Source organism: Lactiplantibacillus brownii (assembly GCF_031085375.1).
Lineage (GTDB): Bacteria > Bacillota > Bacilli > Lactobacillales > Lactobacillaceae > Lactiplantibacillus > Lactiplantibacillus brownii.
In genome coordinates, this window is the sequence record NZ_JAVCWF010000001.1 from 1483778 (window position 1) to 1502447 (window position 18670).

16 protein-coding genes and 1 pseudogene are annotated in these 18670 nt (G+C 44.8%); 12 read left to right on the forward strand and 5 right to left on the reverse strand.

Features of this window, described 5'->3' with window-relative positions; genetic code table 11:
- Window position 1: 1 nt before the first annotated feature.
- The 7 genes from RA086_RS06855 to RA086_RS06885 all read left to right on the forward strand — a co-directional run bounded on the left by RA086_RS06855 (window position 2) and on the right by RA086_RS06885 (window position 7896).
- Window positions 2–925 carry an RluA family pseudouridine synthase gene (locus RA086_RS06855; RefSeq protein WP_308703097.1) on the forward strand — a complete coding sequence of 308 codons (924 nt, stop codon included), beginning with the start codon at window positions 2–4 and terminating at the stop codon, window positions 923–925.
- 158 nt (window positions 926–1083) lie between these two features.
- Window positions 1084–1608 carry a bifunctional pyr operon transcriptional regulator/uracil phosphoribosyltransferase PyrR gene (gene pyrR / locus RA086_RS06860; protein WP_308703098.1) on the forward strand — a complete coding sequence of 175 codons (525 nt, stop codon included), beginning with the start codon at window positions 1084–1086 and terminating at the stop codon, window positions 1606–1608.
- Window positions 1609–1639: 31 nt separating this feature from the next.
- Window positions 1640–2722 (forward strand): carbamoyl phosphate synthase small subunit, encoded by a 1083-nt coding sequence (locus tag RA086_RS06865; protein ID WP_308703099.1) that lies wholly within the window; start codon window positions 1640–1642, stop codon window positions 2720–2722.
- Complete coding sequence (locus RA086_RS06870; protein ID WP_308703100.1) at window positions 2719–5280, forward strand: ATP-binding protein; 2562 nt, start codon at window positions 2719–2721, stop codon at window positions 5278–5280. Before RA086_RS06865 ends, RA086_RS06870 begins: the two co-directional genes overlap by 4 nt.
- Before the next feature lie 133 nt (window positions 5281–5413).
- Window positions 5414–6004: a histidine phosphatase family protein gene (locus RA086_RS06875; RefSeq protein WP_308703101.1), complete on the forward strand. Its 591-nt coding sequence runs from the start codon at window positions 5414–5416 to the stop codon at window positions 6002–6004.
- A gap of 73 nt (window positions 6005–6077) precedes the next feature.
- On the forward strand, window positions 6078–6809 hold the full coding sequence (locus RA086_RS06880) for a class I SAM-dependent methyltransferase (protein WP_308703102.1): 732 nt from the start codon (window positions 6078–6080) through the stop codon (window positions 6807–6809).
- A gap of 13 nt (window positions 6810–6822) precedes the next feature.
- On the forward strand, window positions 6823–7896 hold the full coding sequence (locus tag RA086_RS06885) for a GDSL-type esterase/lipase family protein (protein WP_308703103.1): 1074 nt from the start codon (window positions 6823–6825) through the stop codon (window positions 7894–7896).
- A gap of 108 nt (window positions 7897–8004) precedes the next feature.
- On the opposite strand, the gene RA086_RS06890 is transcribed toward RA086_RS06885, so the two are convergent.
- The 3 genes from RA086_RS06890 to RA086_RS06900 form a co-directional block, all read right to left on the reverse strand.
- Window positions 8005–8409, reverse strand: coding sequence for an iron chaperone (locus tag RA086_RS06890; RefSeq protein ID WP_308703104.1), 405 nt, complete (start codon window positions 8407–8409; stop codon window positions 8005–8007).
- Window positions 8410–8782: 373 nt separating this feature from the next.
- Window positions 8783–8926 (reverse strand): hypothetical protein, encoded by a 144-nt coding sequence (locus RA086_RS06895; RefSeq protein WP_308703105.1) that lies wholly within the window; start codon window positions 8924–8926, stop codon window positions 8783–8785.
- A 71-nt stretch (window positions 8927–8997) separates the two neighbouring features.
- Window positions 8998–11544: a YfhO family protein gene (locus RA086_RS06900; RefSeq protein WP_308703106.1), complete on the reverse strand. Its 2547-nt coding sequence runs from the start codon at window positions 11542–11544 to the stop codon at window positions 8998–9000.
- Window positions 11545–11859: 315 nt separating this feature from the next.
- On the opposite strand from RA086_RS06900, the gene RA086_RS06905 reads away from it, so the two are divergent.
- The 4 genes and pseudogenes from RA086_RS06905 to RA086_RS06920 all read left to right on the forward strand — a co-directional run bounded on the left by RA086_RS06905 (window position 11860) and on the right by RA086_RS06920 (window position 16436).
- Window positions 11860–12312 (forward strand): glycosyltransferase, encoded by a 453-nt coding sequence (locus RA086_RS06905; RefSeq protein WP_308703107.1) that lies wholly within the window; start codon window positions 11860–11862, stop codon window positions 12310–12312.
- A gap of 129 nt (window positions 12313–12441) precedes the next feature.
- Window positions 12442–13680 (forward strand): ISL3-like element IS1165 family transposase, encoded by a 1239-nt coding sequence (locus RA086_RS06910; protein ID WP_308702118.1) that lies wholly within the window; start codon window positions 12442–12444, stop codon window positions 13678–13680.
- A 180-nt stretch (window positions 13681–13860) separates the two neighbouring features.
- Window positions 13861–14412: pseudogene (locus tag RA086_RS06915) on the forward strand (glycosyltransferase); the annotation flags it as partial.
- Window positions 14409–16436 carry a hypothetical protein gene (locus tag RA086_RS06920; RefSeq protein WP_308703108.1) on the forward strand — a complete coding sequence of 676 codons (2028 nt, stop codon included), beginning with the start codon at window positions 14409–14411 and terminating at the stop codon, window positions 16434–16436. The pseudogene RA086_RS06915 and the gene RA086_RS06920, both read left to right, overlap by 4 nt.
- Before the next feature lie 88 nt (window positions 16437–16524).
- Here the strand turns inward: RA086_RS06920 and RA086_RS06925 are convergent, their stop codons facing one another.
- On the reverse strand, window positions 16525–16794 hold the full coding sequence (locus RA086_RS06925) for a hypothetical protein (protein ID WP_308703109.1): 270 nt from the start codon (window positions 16792–16794) through the stop codon (window positions 16525–16527).
- A gap of 213 nt (window positions 16795–17007) precedes the next feature.
- Here RA086_RS06925 and RA086_RS06930 point away from each other — a divergent pair, with 213 nt between their 5' ends.
- Entirely contained in the window at window positions 17008–17577 is a 570-nt protein-coding gene (locus RA086_RS06930) for a TetR/AcrR family transcriptional regulator (RefSeq protein ID WP_308703110.1), read from the forward strand.
- Window positions 17578–17660: 83 nt separating this feature from the next.
- Here RA086_RS06930 and RA086_RS06935 read toward each other — a convergent pair whose 3' ends face one another.
- Window positions 17661–18374 (reverse strand): DUF2087 domain-containing protein, encoded by a 714-nt coding sequence (locus tag RA086_RS06935; protein ID WP_308703111.1) that lies wholly within the window; start codon window positions 18372–18374, stop codon window positions 17661–17663.
- Window positions 18375–18670: the final 296 nt, after the last annotated feature.

An 18670-nucleotide genomic window follows, 5' to 3' on the forward strand; every position in this document is an offset into this window, starting at 1 on the left:
TTTGGCCGGAGCAACAACAAGGCAACAGTACACTGTGACTGATCAAACAGGCCGTTTGGATAAGGTCTTAGCCAGTTTACAAACGATTTGGACACGGTCACAGCTTGATAAATTAATTAAAACGGACCAAATTACGGTCAATGGAAAGCTGGTACCTAGCAAGACGCCAGTCAGCACAGGCGATATCATTGTGGTTGCGGCGCAGACGGTTCAAACGACCGAGTTGGTGCCTGAAAATATACCACTGGATATTGTGTATGAAGATGACGATGTGATCGTGGTCAATAAACCTCAGGGAATGGTCGTGCATCCAGCACCGGGACATCCAGATCATACGTTGGTCAATGCTTTGTTGTACCACAGCCCACTTTCCACCATTAACGGGGAATTTCGACCGGGGATTGTGCACCGTATCGATAAAGATACCTCTGGATTATTGATGGTCGCGAAGAATGATCATGCCCATCGCTCGTTGGCGGCTCAGCTAAAAGCTAAAACCAATTTGCGCGAATATGTGGCCTTAGTGCATGGTGTGATCAAGGAAGCGACCGGAACCATTAATGCACCGCTTGGTCGTTCGCCTAAAGATCGTAAAAAGCAAGCAATCGTGGCGACCGGTCGCGCGGCTGTAACCCATTTTAAGGTCTTGAAACGCTACCAGCATTATACCTTGATTGCTTGCCGGCTTGAAACGGGTCGGACCCATCAAATTCGGGTTCACCTGCAATCTATCGGGCATCCGCTTGTGGGTGATCCGCTGTATGGTCCTAAAAAAACGATCAAGGGGCATGGGCAGTTTTTGCATGCCCGTTTGTTGGGCTTTAAGCACCCGGTAACCGGTGAAATGTTGACTTTTGAGGCGCCATTACCACCGATCTTTAAAGCAACTTTAGCAAAGCTTGACAAAACTGATCTGAATCATTAATCTAACAGTAATGAGAGTCCTTTAATCCGGCCCAGAGAGACTGAAAGGCACACTGTTAGCAATAACTTTCGTCGACGGTCGTGACAGCCTATGTCCGGCCGTCTTTCTTTGTAATGGCAAGTAACTCAAAAAGGGCAATTTAAATTTGGGAGGCAATCATGCAAAAAGAAGTTGTTGATTCGATGGCTATGAAACGCGCGTTGACCCGAATTACCTATGAAATTATTGAACAAAATAAAGGCATTCGTGACGTGGCGTTAGTCGGTATTAAAACTAGGGGGGTCTACATGGCCCGGCGAATTGCGGAGCGGTTGCAGCAATTAGAAGCCGCGAAGATTCCAGTCGGTGAATTGGACATTACGGCATTTCGTGATGACCAACCACTGAACGCGATTCAAGCACCAGCGGACTACCAGTTAGACTTTCCAGTGACCGGCAAACGCGTCATTTTAGTTGATGATGTTTTGTATACCGGTCGTACGATTCGTGCCGCCTTAGACGCCTTGATGGGTGGTGGTCGGCCGCAGAGTATTTCGCTAGCGGTACTAGTCGATCGTGGTCATCGTGAATTACCTATTCGTGCCGATTTTATCGGTAAAAATATTCCGACCGCTTCACAGGAACGGATCAAGGTTTCGATGACGGAAGTCGATGGGCATGATGGGATTGAAATTATTAATTAGTTTATTAATTCAAAAGTGAGAAGGGATCGACATGGCAGACCGCTACTTGATTCTTGAAGACGGCAGTGCCTACCTGGGTGAGGGTTTCGGTTCACCAGCGGTTTCTACCGGTGAGATCGTGTTCAATACGAGCATGACGGGTTATCAAGAGATCATTACGAATCAAATCTATCATAATCAAATTATTGCGTTTACCCAGCCAACAATTGGCAGTTATGGGATCAACCATGATAGTTATGAATCGATTTTACCAACAGTTAAAGGTGTGGTGGTACGCGATGTTGCTAGTATTTCAACCAATCGTCAGCGTCGTTGGTCACTGGACCAATATTTAAAACAACAAAATATTCCGGGAATTAGTCATATTGATACGCGCCACTTAGCCAAGCAACTGCGCGCAAGTGGTCCTATGAAAGCCAGCATCGTGGACGTGGCAGATGCCCATGCTTTTGATCAACTGGGGGCCACCGTCTTGACTAATCAACAAGTTGCTGCGGTGGCGACGCCCAAACCATTTCCTAATCCAGATACTGGTTTGAACGTCATCGTCATTGATTTTGGGTTAAAACACGGAATTTTGCGTGAATTAAGCAAACGCTCCTGCAACGTGACGGTATTACCCTATACTGCGACGACTGAGGAAATTATTAATTTAGATCCAGATGGTGTCGTGTTGTCGACAGGTCCTGGGAAGCCACAGGATTTGCCAGATAGTGTACTCACGATGATTCAAAACATTCAAAATCGGATTCCGTTATTTGCGATTGGCCTCGGTCATGAATTATTTGCTATGGCTAATGGGGCTCAAATTATGAAATTGTCGCCAGAACATCATGGCGCCAATCATCCGATTCGCGAGGTTATTACAAATCAAATTATTTATGCATCACAAGGTCAGGGCTATGCCGTGAACCCAGATACGATCGACCGCAATAAATTGATCACGACTTTTGTTGATTTAATAGATGGCACGATCCAAGGGTTACGTTATCGGGATTTTCCAGCATTTTCGGTACAGTTTTTCCCAGATGGTGCTCCCGGCCCAACTGAAACGCGGGATATTTTTGATGAATTTGTCGAATCAATGCAACAAGCAAGGGGGCCCGTTTGGTGAATAATCAAGTCATTTCAAAAGTGTTAATTATTGGCGCGGGCCATAACGATATTGGTCGTGAAGGGCAACATGACGCGGCTGTGACGCAGATTGGTAGTGCCATTCGTAAGCTGGGAATCGCTGTTATTTTGGTTGATAACAATCCCTTTTCAGTGGCGGCGGAAAATAATTTTGCGGATAAAGTCTACATTGAACCTTTAACAGTGGGTTCATTGACCAAAATTATTCAGACGGAACAACCGGATGGCTTGATTCCGTCATTAGGTGGGATTCAAGGTGTCAATTTGATTCAAGGCCTGATTCGAAATAATGTCTTGAAAAACAATCAGCTGCGGCTATTGCAGTGGTCACCTGAAATGATTGACATGGTTGTGAACCCGGCTTTGATGAGTAATCGCTTGAAGGATCTGACTCAGCCGGTAATTGCGTCACAGGTCGTGGCTAGTCAAGCCGAGGCGGATCAAGTGATTCGCACGGTCGGTTTTCCGGTGATCGTGAAGTCAGTCGCCCCACGTATTGAAGCTAGTCGCCAACTCTGTGAAGATGAAGAAGACTTCCAACAGGCATTAGCAAAAGGATTCAAATTATCAGCCACCAAACAATGTATCGTGGAACAAAGCATCGTGGGCTATAAAGAGATCGAGTTTGTGGGGGTTCGTGATCATAAAGGAACCGCGTTGCTAGTCGCTGGCATGGAAAACTTTGATCCAGTTGGGATTCATTCAGCGGATTCAATTGTATTTGCGCCAACCCAAACGATTACTGATCAGGAGTATCAACAGTTTCGTTCGGCAACTTTGAAAATCATGCAAGCGCTGCACATTGTGGGTTCTTGTCATGTGCAATTTGCGTTAGACCCAACGACGCAACAGTATTATGTGATCAAGGTCACGCCATACTTTGATCGGGCGATGGCGTTAGCTGCTCGCGCAACCGGTTATCCGTTAGCGACAATCGTGGCTAATTTGATGGCTAACTTGAGTTTAGCTGAGATCAAGTTACCCGCAGCTTATCGAAAACAGACCGCGTTGATCGAGCCAGTGTTGGACCATATCGTTTGTCGGATTCCAATTTGGCCCTTTAATGTGTTGAAAAAGGTCAGTCATCAATTGGATACGGTCATGGAATCCACCGGGTCGGTGATTGGAATTGGTCGTTCGACTGAAGAAGCGTTGTTGAAGGGCTTGCGGGCAACCGACGAGTCTCGCTATCACGTGATTGCCAATCAACCGCAACGGTATTCAGAAGGTGAACTGATCCAACGGTTGATTCATCCGCAAGCTGGGCGCATGTTAGTCTTGTTGGAGGCACTGAATCGTGGTTACCAGATTGATGAATTGGCCGAACTGACTAAAATTGATGCTTTTTATTTTTATAAATTAAGTCATATTATTGCGATTGAAAAAGCTTTGCGTACGCATCCATTCGATGTCCACGCGCTTGGTCGTGCGAAGTATTTTGGGTTTACTGACGAGGATGCCGCTGCTGCTTGGCAAGTCACCCCGGCGGAAGTGGCTCATTTTGCGATTGAAAATGAAATTCAAGCTACCTTCAAAGAGGTTGAGCCCACTGCTGGTGAGTTTACTGAACAAACGAATACGTACTATTCAACTTATGAATTTGATAATGAAAGTTCACAATTGGCTGGCAATCGGGCCGTTGTGATTGGTACAGGTGCCAACCGTATTGGGACCAACCATGCCAATGATTATTTAGTGTCGCAACTCTTGTTCTATCTTAAAAAAGCCGATTATCAGACCATTTTAATCAATGCTAATCCGAACAGTGTTGCCATGACCCCACAGCTGGCGCATAAGCGGTACATTGAACCCAAACAAGTTTCTGATATCCTAAACGTTTTGGCGATTGAAAAACCGGCGGTGATCTTTACCACGTATCACGATTATCGGCTGGGACAGCAATTGACAAAATTAGGTTATCAAGTGGTACAGATCAACAATAGCCTGCCACGCGAGCAGATCAAGACGAACGATTCGCCGGCGGTTGAAGTGATTACGGATGGTAGTGATGTTGCAATCTTTGGTATTAGTGAGATTATTGCGGGTAATAACTTGCGGTCAGGTGTACGCGGTTCAGTTGAAGTTTTTCCGATTCAAGATAAGGCGGAAAATCAGGCAATTAAGGCGTTGAGCACTGAAATTAAGCAACGCGTCTTAGCTTTTGGCGTTCCCGGATTGTATACGATTCGCTTGACGATTGTTGATGCGGCGTTACATTTGGCAACAATCGAACCAATGAGTTTGGCGACGATGGCGTTGATTAGCAAAGCGAGTGGCTCCAGTGTGACGCGGTTACTCTTGCATGTTAAATTAGGTGAAGCTCTCGACAAAGTGATGTACGATTATCCAGACTTGGCTAAGTTGGCGACGATTTTTGTGCAGGCCAACACCTTTCCATATAATCAGTTGCAGATTTATGACGAAGCTGAAACCACCGGTGAGCCTGGACATGCGACCGGGACCGTCATTGCACATGGTAAAACATTGAAGGAAGCCTTGGAAGCTCTGAATGCAGGCAACGAAAGTACTGATTTTTAATTTTTTATCAAAGACTTGATCAACTCGATCGGGTCTTTTTTTAGGGGGATTTTCCGGTTTTGCCATCGTGACAACGGTTACAATTATCTTTATAATTGATTAGTAGTGAAATTCAATCAAGGAGTGGCTAAAGATGTCTAAAACACTGTATTTAATGCGTCATGGTCAGACGCTATTCAATGAATTACATAAAATCCAAGGGGCGTGTGATTCGCCACTGACGGCACGTGGTATTGCGGATGCCCAACAAGTTGGGCGAAACTTTCGTGAGCACGCGGTGCACTTTGATCAGGCTTATTGTTCAACACAAGAACGTGCCAGTGATACATTGGAATTGATCACGGATCAGCCTTACAAACGCTTGAAAGGGCTTAAGGAATGGGAGTTTGGCGTTTTTGAAGGTGAAAGTGAGCGTTTAAATCCACAGCCGGATCCTATCCGACACTCGCACGGCGATTTCTTCGTTCAATATGGGGGTGAATCGGATCAACAAGTTCAGGATCGAGTGGTCAAAACGTTACAAACTATCATGGCTCAGCCGGATCATCAGCACGTTTTGGCAGTCAGCCATGGTGGTGCTTGTTTTATGTTTTTACGTCGCTGGTTACCATTTGAAGAAATTCAGCGGCGACAAATTAAACTCACCAACTGTGCGGTCTTAAAATTTAGTTATGATGCTGGCCAGTTTACTTTTGAACAATGTTTTCAACTCGCGAAAGCATAGCGAGCCAATTGTTACTTCTTTAAATTAAAATTATGTAAACTAATTATTGGAGACAGGGCACAGGAGGTCTAAAATGACTAATATTTATGATAACGACCGCTTTTTTGAAAAATATCAACAAATGGCCCGGAGCCAACAAGGTTTAGCAGGTGCCGACGAGTGGCCGACTTTAGAAAAACTATTGCCCGATTTTAACGGTCAGTCCGTGTTAGATTTAGGCTGCGGTTATGGCTGGCATGCTCGCTATGCTGCCAAACATGGCGCTAACATGGTGGTAGGCGTCGATCTATCAGCGAAGATGTTAGCAGTTGCTAGATCAAAGACCCAATCATCAGTGATCGACTATGTGCAAGGAGACCTGGCCGAAGTGACGTTTCCAGTGAACCAGTTTGATACCGTGATAAGTTCATTGGCGCTACATTATGTGCCATCATTTAGTCAAGTCGTTGACCAGATTAAGACCTATTTGAAACCCCAAGGCAGGCTAATCTTTTCAGTGGAGCATCCAGTCTTTACCGCTCAAGGGTCTGAGGAGTGGGACTACGATGAACAACATCACATTAAAAGTTTTCCGGTCGATCATTACTTTTATGAAGGCCCACGCGTGACCGACTTTTTGGCGACACCGGTTAAAAAATACCATCGGACTTTAACGACTTACTTAGAAACATTGTTAGCACGAAACTTCCGCTTGGAACATGTTGTGGAACCCATGCCACCCAAATCAATGTTGGACCTGCCTGGCATGGCGGACGAAATGCGACGACCGATGATGCTAATTGTGTGTGCAACCAATCAAAAGTAACGAGGTGTTCTTGATGACAGGTCAAATTATGGCGTGGCAACAGATGGCGACCTATTTTCCAAATATTACTAAACTTAATCGGCAGCATCAGCAAACGATTAAAGTTAAACAGGATCTGACTGCACCACGGCTACGACTGTTGTTGGTTAACAATTTTAGCTCAATTCCGCTAGTCATCACGTCACTCACCGTTACGGTGTCAGGACTCACGCGGCGAGTAAAAGTGCGGCAACAAGCCAGTTTTTCGGTGTCAGCTTACGAAAAACTTTGGACAGATTGGATTGACTTGCCAGTTCAGGCGGGAGCTTGGGTGACTATCAGTTTGAATTCACCGACTGAGAGTCCGCAAACGCTAATGCAGACTCTCGATCAATCAATTGTGCGATTGGCTTCTTTAAAACAGGAAAGATGGTTTGGCGTGGCCGCGATTGCAGTACCCGCCACATCACAACAACGACAACTGCTGATATTTGGCGACTCACTCACGAATCAAGGTTATTATTCGGCCGCATTAACCACCTTGTTTTGGCAACAGCAGCCACAATGTTGGGGCGTGATCAATGGTGGTATTTCCGGTAATCGCCTGTTACGTCCAGGACATTCAACCTCGGTTTGGAGTCCCAGTTTTGGGGCGGCTGGCAAGCAACGTTTGACCGAGCTGTTAAGAACGACGCCGGTGGATGAGTTGATCGTGATGGCGGGGCTTAATGATTTGTTGCATCCAGGGACCGGTTCGCCACTGACTGAATTACCGACTGCTGATCAACTCATTGCTGGTTTAAAGCAAGTGATCAAGTTAGCGGCGCAAGCTAAGGCTAAACTATGGCTGCTGACGATTACACCGTTTAAAAATAGTATTCTGGATGATCGTCCAGCATGGTGTCCGGCAAAAGAAGCCATTCGACTACAAGTCAATCAATGGTTACGCGAGCAATCTGAGACGATTGATGTTGCAAGTCTGGTTGCCGATCCAGCAGATTCGGGAAAGCTAGCGTCAAACTATGATTGTGGTGATCATATTCACTTTTCACCGGTGGGGGGGCGATTAGTTGCCCAAGCAGTATTTAATCATTGCTACCCGCAATGATAAAGTTGTTAATAGCAAGATGCAGGTAATATGGCTAAATAAAAAATAAAAAGCCCAAACTTGATTGCCACTAATGAATGGTATCAAGATTGGGCTTTTTGACGCTTGCTAAACAGTTTTTGGCCGCCAAAAGCTGGTCATTGTTTGCTTTGTTTCGATGTTGAATTGAATGGGTTGTTGCAATAAGTTGAAATTTACCGGCTGATCAAATTTGATCTGCCAAAGCATTTTGGTTGTTTTATCGCCAGTGGCTTCAATTTGATCACGAAAATGACTCAAAGTAACGGCTTCTAGCGCAACGTTAAAATGTGGCTTGGCGGAACTGAACCCTACAATAAAGGTGCCGTGATCGGTGAACATGGGTTGATTCCAAGCAAATCTAGGCTGTAATTGTGGAAAAGTCGTATTGACCCAATTGAGAACCTTAATGAGCTGGTCACGGTGATCTGGGTTGTCAATTTTAGTGATAAAGTCTTCAAAATCAGCTAATTCTGGATTTAAAGTAATAGACATATGGCAGCAACTCTTTTCATAGGTTTAGTTGCAGTGTACCGAAAGTTTTGGCTGCCGTCAAAAAAAGCCTCATGATCACCAATGCCCACACAGTTGGTTGATTATGAGACTTTTTAATTGTCGTGTATTTTTAGTTTGTTGGCTGATACATCTTAGCCGAAAGCCACATCTTAAAAGCTAACCTGGGTGAAATCATCCGGCTAACTGTTTCGACACAGCGAATGGCTCGGTTCACTTCGACGTTAGTTAGATTGCGGTTGTGATCTATTGGTGATTTAGTACTGATCAAAACCAATCAATATTAGGATCACTAATTAGCGCAGTTCAGCCCAACCGAAGTGGCAAGCTGAGTAGATATGAACACGACGAGACACTAATTGGTTGACGATTGCGTTAATTGCCAAGTGTGAGTGTGTTGATTTAACAAGGCGTTAGAAACAAAGGGTGCCTTTGCTTGTACCTTGACGACTTGAGGTTGTTTTGGTTGTTGCCAAATTAGGGGTTGCTTTGAAGTCATCTCATCAGGTCCTTTCATCATTGAATGACCTTAGTTTAGCGAAAAATGACGGCAGCAACTAGCCTACAAGCCTAAATATTGTCTAAGTTTTTCTTAGAATCAGTCACACGCCACCAGACTGCTAGTCCAAGATATAGCAAGATTGCTAGTCCAGATATCAGGCTGCTAGTTCGTAGCCCTCGGACGTGATACTGCAGGCGAATGGTTGTTTGACCGGCAGTAATTGGAATGGCTGTTAAGCCAGTCAAGACAGGTTTAGGGATGGCTGTTTGACCATTCACGGTCGCGACCCAACCCGAATCATAAGGCAGTGCCAGATATAACCAACGACGATTTTGAGTATTATTGAGCTGACCTGAAATCACTGTCTTAAAGCCGCGGGCATGGTAAGTTGGCACGAATGCGCTGGCTTTAAGTTGGTGGGTCAATTGTTCAAACTTAGCAGTATCCAAGCTGGCTAATTCCACGTCTGTGACATTGGCGTGGGTCGTTTTGAAACTGACCGTGACTAGGTCACCTTTTTTGAAGGTACCTAGTTCCCAAAGTAATGGTGAATGGTTTGCATTGATGATTGGAGCCGTGGTACGACCGTTCACTTGCATGGTGGAATATTTAGTGATGCCAGTTGGATCACTGTAAAAGAGTGGTCCCGTCGTTTGAATCTGCAATTTTAATTTGTGCTGATACGGGTAAATAGCGGCGTTATTATCGGTACGTGCACGATCCGTCAGCGTTTTTGCAGTTAAAAAGTATGGTGAAGCTTGAGGCTTTAATTGTTGCAGAATTGCTTCTTGGTTAGTGATGGCACCTTGTGTTTTTAAATTGAGCTGAGTGAGCTGATTAGGAACCACAAAACCAAAGCCTACGTAGCTTGGATTTAAACGTGTTTGAGCATCCCCATCTTGTCGTAGATTGACATTATATTTAATCCCTAATAGCAGTTCAGTGACAGGTGATAAGCCGACTGAACTGATGCGCCGCACGTTATGGCTATAAAGGCCTAATGATTGTAATAGTGTCCGTGTCTGTTCATTTAATGTTGAACTATAGTAGTCAATGTCATGAAAATTAAAAAGCATTGGGTCATTATAATTATCGTAAGTTTCCCGATAAGCGCGATTGATCAAGGTGTTGGCATCATCAACACGATACAGTTGTCCATCGGGGTCATTGACCGCGTCCATTTGCTGAGACTCGGTCGTATAGGCTTTTTGATAGACTGATTGTCGGCCAAAGTCAGTTTGGCCCATGCTTAGACTGAAATTGAGGCCTAGCTCGGTAGTCATCAGACCTACAATCAGGCCGGCTTGCCAGGCTTTTTTGGTGGCAAATAGGGCAACTGCTGCGAGTAAGAGATAGCTTAGACTAAGTCCTAGCGTCGTTAACGGGAATTTAGTGAAACACCAACCTAAAATTAGTCCACCACCCAAAATGAGTGGGAGTCCCAATTGCCAGCGTTTGGCGATCAAGCGCGGTCGAGCTAACCAACTTTGATAGCTCAACATGACCATGATGAAACTAAAGAAGAAGGCGTTTCGGAAAGGAAATCCGGCTGCTTGTTGGAAAAGATGCCAAACCGTATTTAAGCCTTCGATTCCCATACTCAGTAGCATGGCACCCAGAAAACTGGCGGCATGTTGCTTGGTCGCAAGCGTTAACTTAGGGTGAACGAAGAAGCAAAGGACGAGCAGTGTAACGACCGTTGAAGTGAAGACCGTTGGCGCATGCGTGAGTCGATCACTAAAATTATTGGCACCCAAGCCAAATTGACTCAAAATCGTCGGTCCAAACGTTGGTAGCGGTAAGAAGTTCGTCCAAGAATTTTGGCTTTTGGCCGTTTGTAACATGCCAAAAATGGTTGGAATCAGAATAAAAACACTACTTAAAACACTCAATAGTCCAGTAATGATCACTCGGCGAATGAGATGCCAACGCTGGCGGACATCAGCCCAGAAGGTGGTTTGTTTTGTGTCAAATAATTGATAAACAAGATAATAAGCGGTAAACAAGCAGGTCATATAACCGAGATAAAAATCAGTGACGATACTGACCCATAACCACCAGAAAAATTGGCCACTGTGTCCGGTTGCAAGTAGTCGGTCAAGGCCATGTAAAACGAGTGGCAACCAGATTAGTGCGTCGAGCCACATGATATCGAAATAGTTTAGTGCGACGAACCCACAGAGACTAAAAGCCAGGCCGAACCAAGCCGCTGACCAGTGCCATTGGTGAAAGTGAGCTTGGAGGAAAAAGGTCGTGGTCACGGCGATGGCAACGATTTTTAAGATTAAAATGAAGCTGATCCCCGTTAGCAGCTGATTTGCTGGAAACACTAAAATTAGTAAGTTAAACGGACTCATTAAATAGTACGCTAAGGTTGGGACCATACTCCCACCCAGCGATTGGGAAAAGGAGTACAGTTGAAAATTATGTGATAACCAGGCGTGACGATACGCCGTAAAAAAAGACAGATATTGACTGCCCATATCGCTAATTAAAAAATTGTGGTCGCCAAAGGGTGTGATCTGTTGGTACCAGAGGACGCTACTAACGACCACTAGCGCTAAGCATCCACTGATCAACGGCCCTTGCCAACGTGATTTAAGCGTAGTCTGCACTGTTTTCACCCCATTTACGCATGCAGTTATTGATTGATATTCCCCCAAAGATGTCAACGGTATCGTAATTTTTTTAACCATAAGCTACTAATCGCTATTGTGCAATTAATTGAGAATCATAGTTAGTTCTATTAGTTAGCTAAGGGTTTAGAGGGCCAATCCTGTTTGTTTTCAGAAAGAGGCCGTTATAATAAAATTACTGAGCAGTTTGATTGTCTTTGGGGTGCACTTAAACCAACTGCTGAAAGCAAGCTGTTTCAAGAGTCAGGTTAGAACGTAGTCAAAAATTATTGGCTGCCAAGGGGGGAATGACGGATGCAAGAACCACGAATTACAGTGATTGTACCTTGTTATAATGAAGAGGAAGTTCTACCAAAATCCTCTCAAGTATTAGGGTCAATTTTAACAAAAATGATTCAGGCGCAACAGATTCGCGCGGATAGTCAAGTTTTATTTGTGGACGATGGGAGTTCTGATAAGACTTGGACGCTAATTAAACGTTTCGAAGCTCAAAATCGGATCTTTAGTGGCCTGAAATTTAGTCGTAACTTTGGTCATCAAAATGCCTTGATGGCTGGGATGAAAGTGGCTGGCAAATTATCCGATGCGGTCATTACGATTGATGCGGATCTGCAAGATGATCCTAATTTGATTACCGAAATGGTGGCGCACTTTAAAAAAGGCAGTGAAATTGTGCTGGGGGTGCGTAACGATCGGACGAGTGATACGATTTTTAAACGTTTCACGGCGGAAAAATTTTGGGTCTAGAATTTTTGGTGTTGGAAAGTATTTCCATTCCAAAAGTACTAGGCCCTTTTTGATAACAAAAAAAGCATCTAAGCCTCCCTAGTGCTATGCTTTAAGCGACTAAACTCAAGATAAGCGGGGTAGGAATAGATGTCTCAACTAGATAATACACTTAAATTACTGGGAATTACAGACACAAACATTCAGGTGTTCGGTACTCGTGAGGAATTTAATGGTCGGGGCTCGGGTCGCAAAAAGTATTTGGTCATCCAGGCAGAGCTTACCTACACACTCAGGCGCTGTCCCAGCTGTGGATACAATACGTTGCACCCTAACGGACACAAGCTCACTCATGTCCACATTTCAGGACCCATGGACCGGCCCGTAATTCTAGAGCTAAACAAGCAACGCTGGCGTTGTAGTAACTGCCATAGCACTTGTACGGCCACCACTCCAGTGGTATCAACCAACCACGCCATCGGTCACGGACTAGCGACTCATGTGCTGAAGCTAGCCAGTAAATCACTCCCGGCTAAGACTATCGCCAGTCTCACCGGTATTTCGACAAACTCAGTTCAGCGTATTTTGACGGCTAATATTCATCCACACGCGAGCCGCCGGTTACCGATTAATCTATGCTTTGATGAATTCCGTTCCACGCACGGCTCCATGTCGTTTATTTGCATTGACGCCGACACTCACAAATCAGTTAAAGTACTTAGCGACCGCCTTAATAGAACCATCAAACAGTTCTTTCTTAGTCAGTACAGCACCGTAGAACGGGCCGCGGTTCAACGCGTCATCATGGACATGAACGCCTCCTATCAGGCATTCGTGCACGAACTATTCCCTAACGCCGAACTCATTATTGATCGGTTCCACATTATTCAATTAATGGGCCGGACGATGGATACCATTCGCACTCAATGTTTAAAGCAACTCGACAAGCATTCGCGGGAATATAAAGTACTGAAATCACTATGGCGCCTATTCCACAAGGCCACCCCTGACGCACAAAAGAGCCGCTACCTCTTCGGCCTGAATGAGTACTCGACCGAACAGAACGCTATTGATATTGGAACCGATACGTTTCCGGCCTTCAAAACAGCTTATGAAACCTACATCGATCTCCACGATGCTTTGATGGGGCGTCACGCTGATGAACTCAAGAATATCATCACTAACTATCAGCCTAACGGCACGCCCCTAGATACGGCCATGCATACCCTACGAAAGAATCTTAATGGAGTAATTAATGCCGCCAAATCGTCCTACTCTAACGGACCGATAGAAGGCATCAACCGTAAGATCAAGGAGCTCAAACGTGCTTGTTATGGCTTCTCCAATCAGGCCAATATGTTCACACGCGTCTACCAGCTGATTGCCTAGATTATCTACCACAATAACGTCACGATGGTAGGCTTATTTGTTATGCCTTCAAGTACGATATTCAGACGACACACCAGATTAAACGCCGCAACTAATAAAAAAACAAAAAAGATCTCCCACACGAGGAGATCTCCAAAGGATAGAAACTATCCTTCAACACCATTTGACAAAGAGCCAAAATTTTACAGCTTCATGCGACACATTGGCGTTCAATTAGTCCCCAATCACGCTGATTTCCGGCTATTGAGCCATCGGGCGGTCGATGAATTGATGTGTTATCAAGAAACCAATTTATTTTTGCGGGGGATTATCCCACAATTGGGTCTCAAGACGAGCAAGCTCTATTATCAGCGGCGGCCACGATTTGCTGGAAAATCCAAATATCCTTTAAAAAAGATGATCAGTTTTGCGCTGGATGGGATCACTTCATTTTCAGTTGCACCAATCAAAGCCATTTTGTCACTGGGGTTAGTGGTGATCGCCGTGAGCTGTATCATGTTGATCTACACCGCAGTTCGTTTTTTCACCGGCAATGTGATCAATGGCTGGACCTCTTTAATGATGAGTTTATGGTTTTTAGGCGGGATTCAACTGATTGGGATCAGTATTATTGGGGAATATATCGGCAAAATCTTCGCTGAAGTCAAACATCGTCCGCGTTACATTATTGAAACGGATGACTATAGTCCGGTCCAACAGCCGGAACTGTTGTCCGAACAACAAGTGCGATGAGTCGGCGATTATTGGTCGTCCTGAATTGGCTGGTTGCGATTGGCTTGGGTAGCGTAGTCTTATTAGCGACCTTCAAACCGGTGACGTTTTTCGCTGACCAAAATTGGGTGCCAGTCATGACCAGAATTCTGTTGACCCTCGGGTTAATGACAGGCTTACTAGGGTTGCAGCGTTGGCAACGACGTTGGTCGAAAACCACTTATCAGCGTTGTTTGTGGTTGGTAGTGGGGCTGATTATTGTGCTACAGGTTACGGTGGCCGTTTCATTTGTTGATGCTGGCCGAGCCGATGCCTTTTGGGTGCGTAATCAAGCCGTAGCGCTGGCGCAAGGCAGTCATCATTGGGCTAATTATTTTGCCGTTTATCCAAATAATGTCAACTATACGTTATTTGAAGCTGGCTGGCTTAAGTTGGCTTTGAGCTTTGGACTGGATAAGCCGTGGGTACTCTTTAATCTCGGCCGGTTTATTTGGATTGATACCGGTTGTCTAGCTGGTCTAACCATCTTGCACCATTGGCGTGGTTGGCGGCCGGGTGCGTTGGTTTGGTTGTTGACTTGGCTAGTGAGCGTGCCAATATATGCGTACGCGTTGTTTGATTATACGGATGCGCTGGTTTTACCGTTAATTCTGGATTGCTTAGCGCTAGCCCTGGTGTTCACGAAAAAGACCGGTTGGCGACGCTGGTTGATTGCCGTCGTGCTATGGGTCAGTTTAGCCTTCGGTGTCGTCATGAAAAGTAATCTCATTGTTTTGTGGATTGCGATGGCGATGATAGTTAGTCTGGCGATGGCCCAACGACATTTAAATTGGCGTATTGGTGGCACGTGGTTGCTTGGTAGTGTCGTGACCTTAGGCTTACTGTTCGGTGGGATGCAACAAGTCGCCAAGTTAACGGGATATGAAAAAGAAGCGAACCAGGCACTGCCAGCGACTAGTTGGATCGCGATGAGTCTGAATCCACAAACTAGTGGCCAATACAATGACCGGGACTTTACTGCGGCCCGACGAGCGTCGACCGCTAAAGCCAAACAACAGTTAACGACGAATTTAATTAAGCAACGACTGCAGCAATTAAAATTCCGCGGCTTAATCGTTCATTTTGCCAAGAAGGCGCGTGTTTTTTATGCCACAGGAGATTTTGATAGCTTTAAATTGACCTCTCAGTGGTTGCGAGCACCCAGTTGGTATCATAATCATGTGCAACCGTTGCAATTTTGGGTGGTCACGTTCACTCAGTCTTGGTATTTGTGTTTGTTGATTGGTTCGATGATGGCATTGTTACGCCGAAATGGATGGCAATTTAGTCGGGGACTGTTAGCCCTAACGATTTTAGGTTTCACGTTATTTCATGTGGGCTTGTGGGAAGTTGAAGCCCGCTATGCGTTACCATTGCTACCAGTGCTCATGCTGTTGGGAGTAAGTGGCTGGGGTCGCTATCGACCACGACCGTTAACCGTTCAGTGGCGAGTGGGCTTCAGTTTAGTGACAATCTTGGCGGCAGTCATTTGTGGCCGTCAAATTTGGCAACTTAGCCTTAACACACCGGTTTCATCAATAATGGTTGGTCGTCAAGGCAATGGCTCGTATTTTGATGCGGGCAAACAATTGATTCGACCCCAGCAACGGCTTCAGTTAAAATTGCCACAATCAGCCGCTAGCAATCAGCTCCGTTTAGGACCGCTAATGGCGAATGGGCGCGTTCGACTCAAAGTTAAGTCAGATCAGCGAATACTTTACAATCAGACCGGTACGCCAGCTCAATTACGCCGGCTGAATTATTCGTTGACGAAACGACCTTTGACGGTGACGCTCACAAATGTGGGACGTCAACCGGTTCGATATGCGGCTGTTCAAGCACATTACGATCAACAAACTGGACAAATCTTGCCACGTGCGACTAGTTTTCTACAGGTTACGCTGATTCAGCGACATGTACCACGGCCGTTGACATTGCGGCGAACAGTTGTGATACTCACTATCCTCTTTTGGGGGTTAGTGCTTGCCAGCATTTGGTTAATTTAAGAGTAACGAAAAAACGCCTTGGGAGTTAGTTGAAACTCTCAGGGCGTTTTTTTGACTTACGAAGGAAAAATTTGATGATCGACTTAGTTTAAGCGGTACGGTGGGTTGATGTTTGGCGATAGCCAAAGTAAAATTGGAGCGCGGCTAAAACGACGTTGGCCCAATTGAGAACTTGGAACCAGGTGTTTAAGCCACTGACAGGTGTGGCACCATAAAAGGCCCAGAAACCCCAAATAACTGCCACCACATTAATATAGGCAAAGGTTCTTAATAACGATTGATTGTCAAGATCGAACCACATCCAAATGGCATTGACAACAAACCAAATTGCTAAAATCCAAAAACTCCAAGTAAACATCGCGATTACCTCTAATCAATTAAGTTTTGAAAGGGATTGCTTTGTTCCTTTCAACAGTTATAGAATAAGGCTTTTCAGCCGATCTGAACACTAGCAAAAAAGCGTGAGCTGTCCGTTTTCGTACAATTAGCGTGTCGACTGTTCGAAAAACAACATTGGCTTTTAAATTGGTTGTGATAGGATGAAACTAACTTAACTTTTAGGGGTAAACCGATGACACAAGATGTTCGTAAGATCAAAACGGAACGAGATTTACAAAATGCCTTTTTGCAATTGTTGACGACGAAGGGGTTTCGTCACTTAACAGTTGCTGACATTTGTCAGGCGTCGTTAACCAGTCGCTCGACTTTTTATGCCCATTATTTAGACAAGTATGATCTGCTAGATCAACTGGTGGCACACTATACGGCAGTCTTTGCAAGCCGTGTTGATTTACGCTTTGACCAAATGATTACCGGCAAAATTGATGCATTAGTCCAGGGACTGTTGGCCGATATGGCTGAAAACCGAGCAGCCATTCAAATCCTGTTTACGGTACATGAACCTGAAGCAGACTTACAAGCAAATTTTAAAATGTTATTGTTGAAAAAATGGCAAGCATTTATTACCGCACGTCAGCCGGAGACCGCGGCACCGGTTGCCTTGATTGCGGCCATGGGAACCAATGTGCAGATGACGTTGATCGAGTGGGTGATTGCTCATGGTGAAGCAGCCATTGATGGGGTCGCGGATGCGGTCAACACAATTCGCGAAGCAGTCCTGTTACAAATCGATACTGATTAGCTGAATTGTTTTAAGTAATAAATAAGCCACGCTCTCAAATGAAGAGAACGTGGCTTATTTTGTGTGCTGAATAGCGATTAATATTAGATACCGCCCCCTTGAGCTACTGAGACCGTGTATCGTTTAGTCTGTTGGTCCCAAGTTAAATAACCATATTGAATTAGTGCGCGACGCAGGGTGGCAACGTCAAAATAGATGGATTTTAAACGTTGATCAATGGTTGCTTTTGACCAGTTACGATGACGCGGAAATTCTTCAATAATGCGAGCCAACACAATTTTTAGGCGGCTTTGTTGTATCGGCCAACGTTTTAGTTGAAGCGGCTCGTGATCAAAATCAAAGTAAGCTTTAAGAACGTGTGCCACCTTATCTTCAGATGGGAGTTGCATCTCAGCAATAGTAGGATCATTTGCTGACACGGTTGTTGGAGACTCAAAAACGGTTTCGTAGGTAGCTAAGTATAGTTTAGCCTGTTTGGCTTTTTCACGAAAAGTGAATTTTTGATGCCGGATAGTCGATGGTGCAACTTGCAATTGTTCAGCCAGTGCTTGGTCTTTAATCCCCGTAGCAAAAGCGGTTAACAAGTCTTGCTGTTTCGAGGTTAGTGTGTTGTACCGACTTTGTAAATGAAGCAATTGTGAGCGATTGCCCCCATGAACGAGATCAAGATGTTCTTGCCGTTGTGAAAGTGGGGCAGTGTTCGGCCAAGTGGCTTGGCAATAATTACAGACAAAACCGTTGGCGGTTGAATGCCAGCCGTTTTTTAAATCGTTGAGGCTTAAATTCGCAATAGTCATATTGGGGTCACCTCGTTTCTTTTAAAGCTTATCTTACGATTGTTTATTGAATACGTCAACATTAATTGATAATAGCATTTATTATATCAATAAACACGCGCTAGAAGATTCGCTTTACAATAGACTGGTTAAAGTCGACATGATCTAGAGGAACTTTAGCCAGTTTGATGAAATGATATATCAAATTCAAACGTCAAAAGTTCTTTTATAATTGTGTTTCCTTATACATAGTGAGACTGGACTTAAATTGTAGTTTTGAGCCCTTAATCTAGTGACGATTTAATGGAAACTCGGGT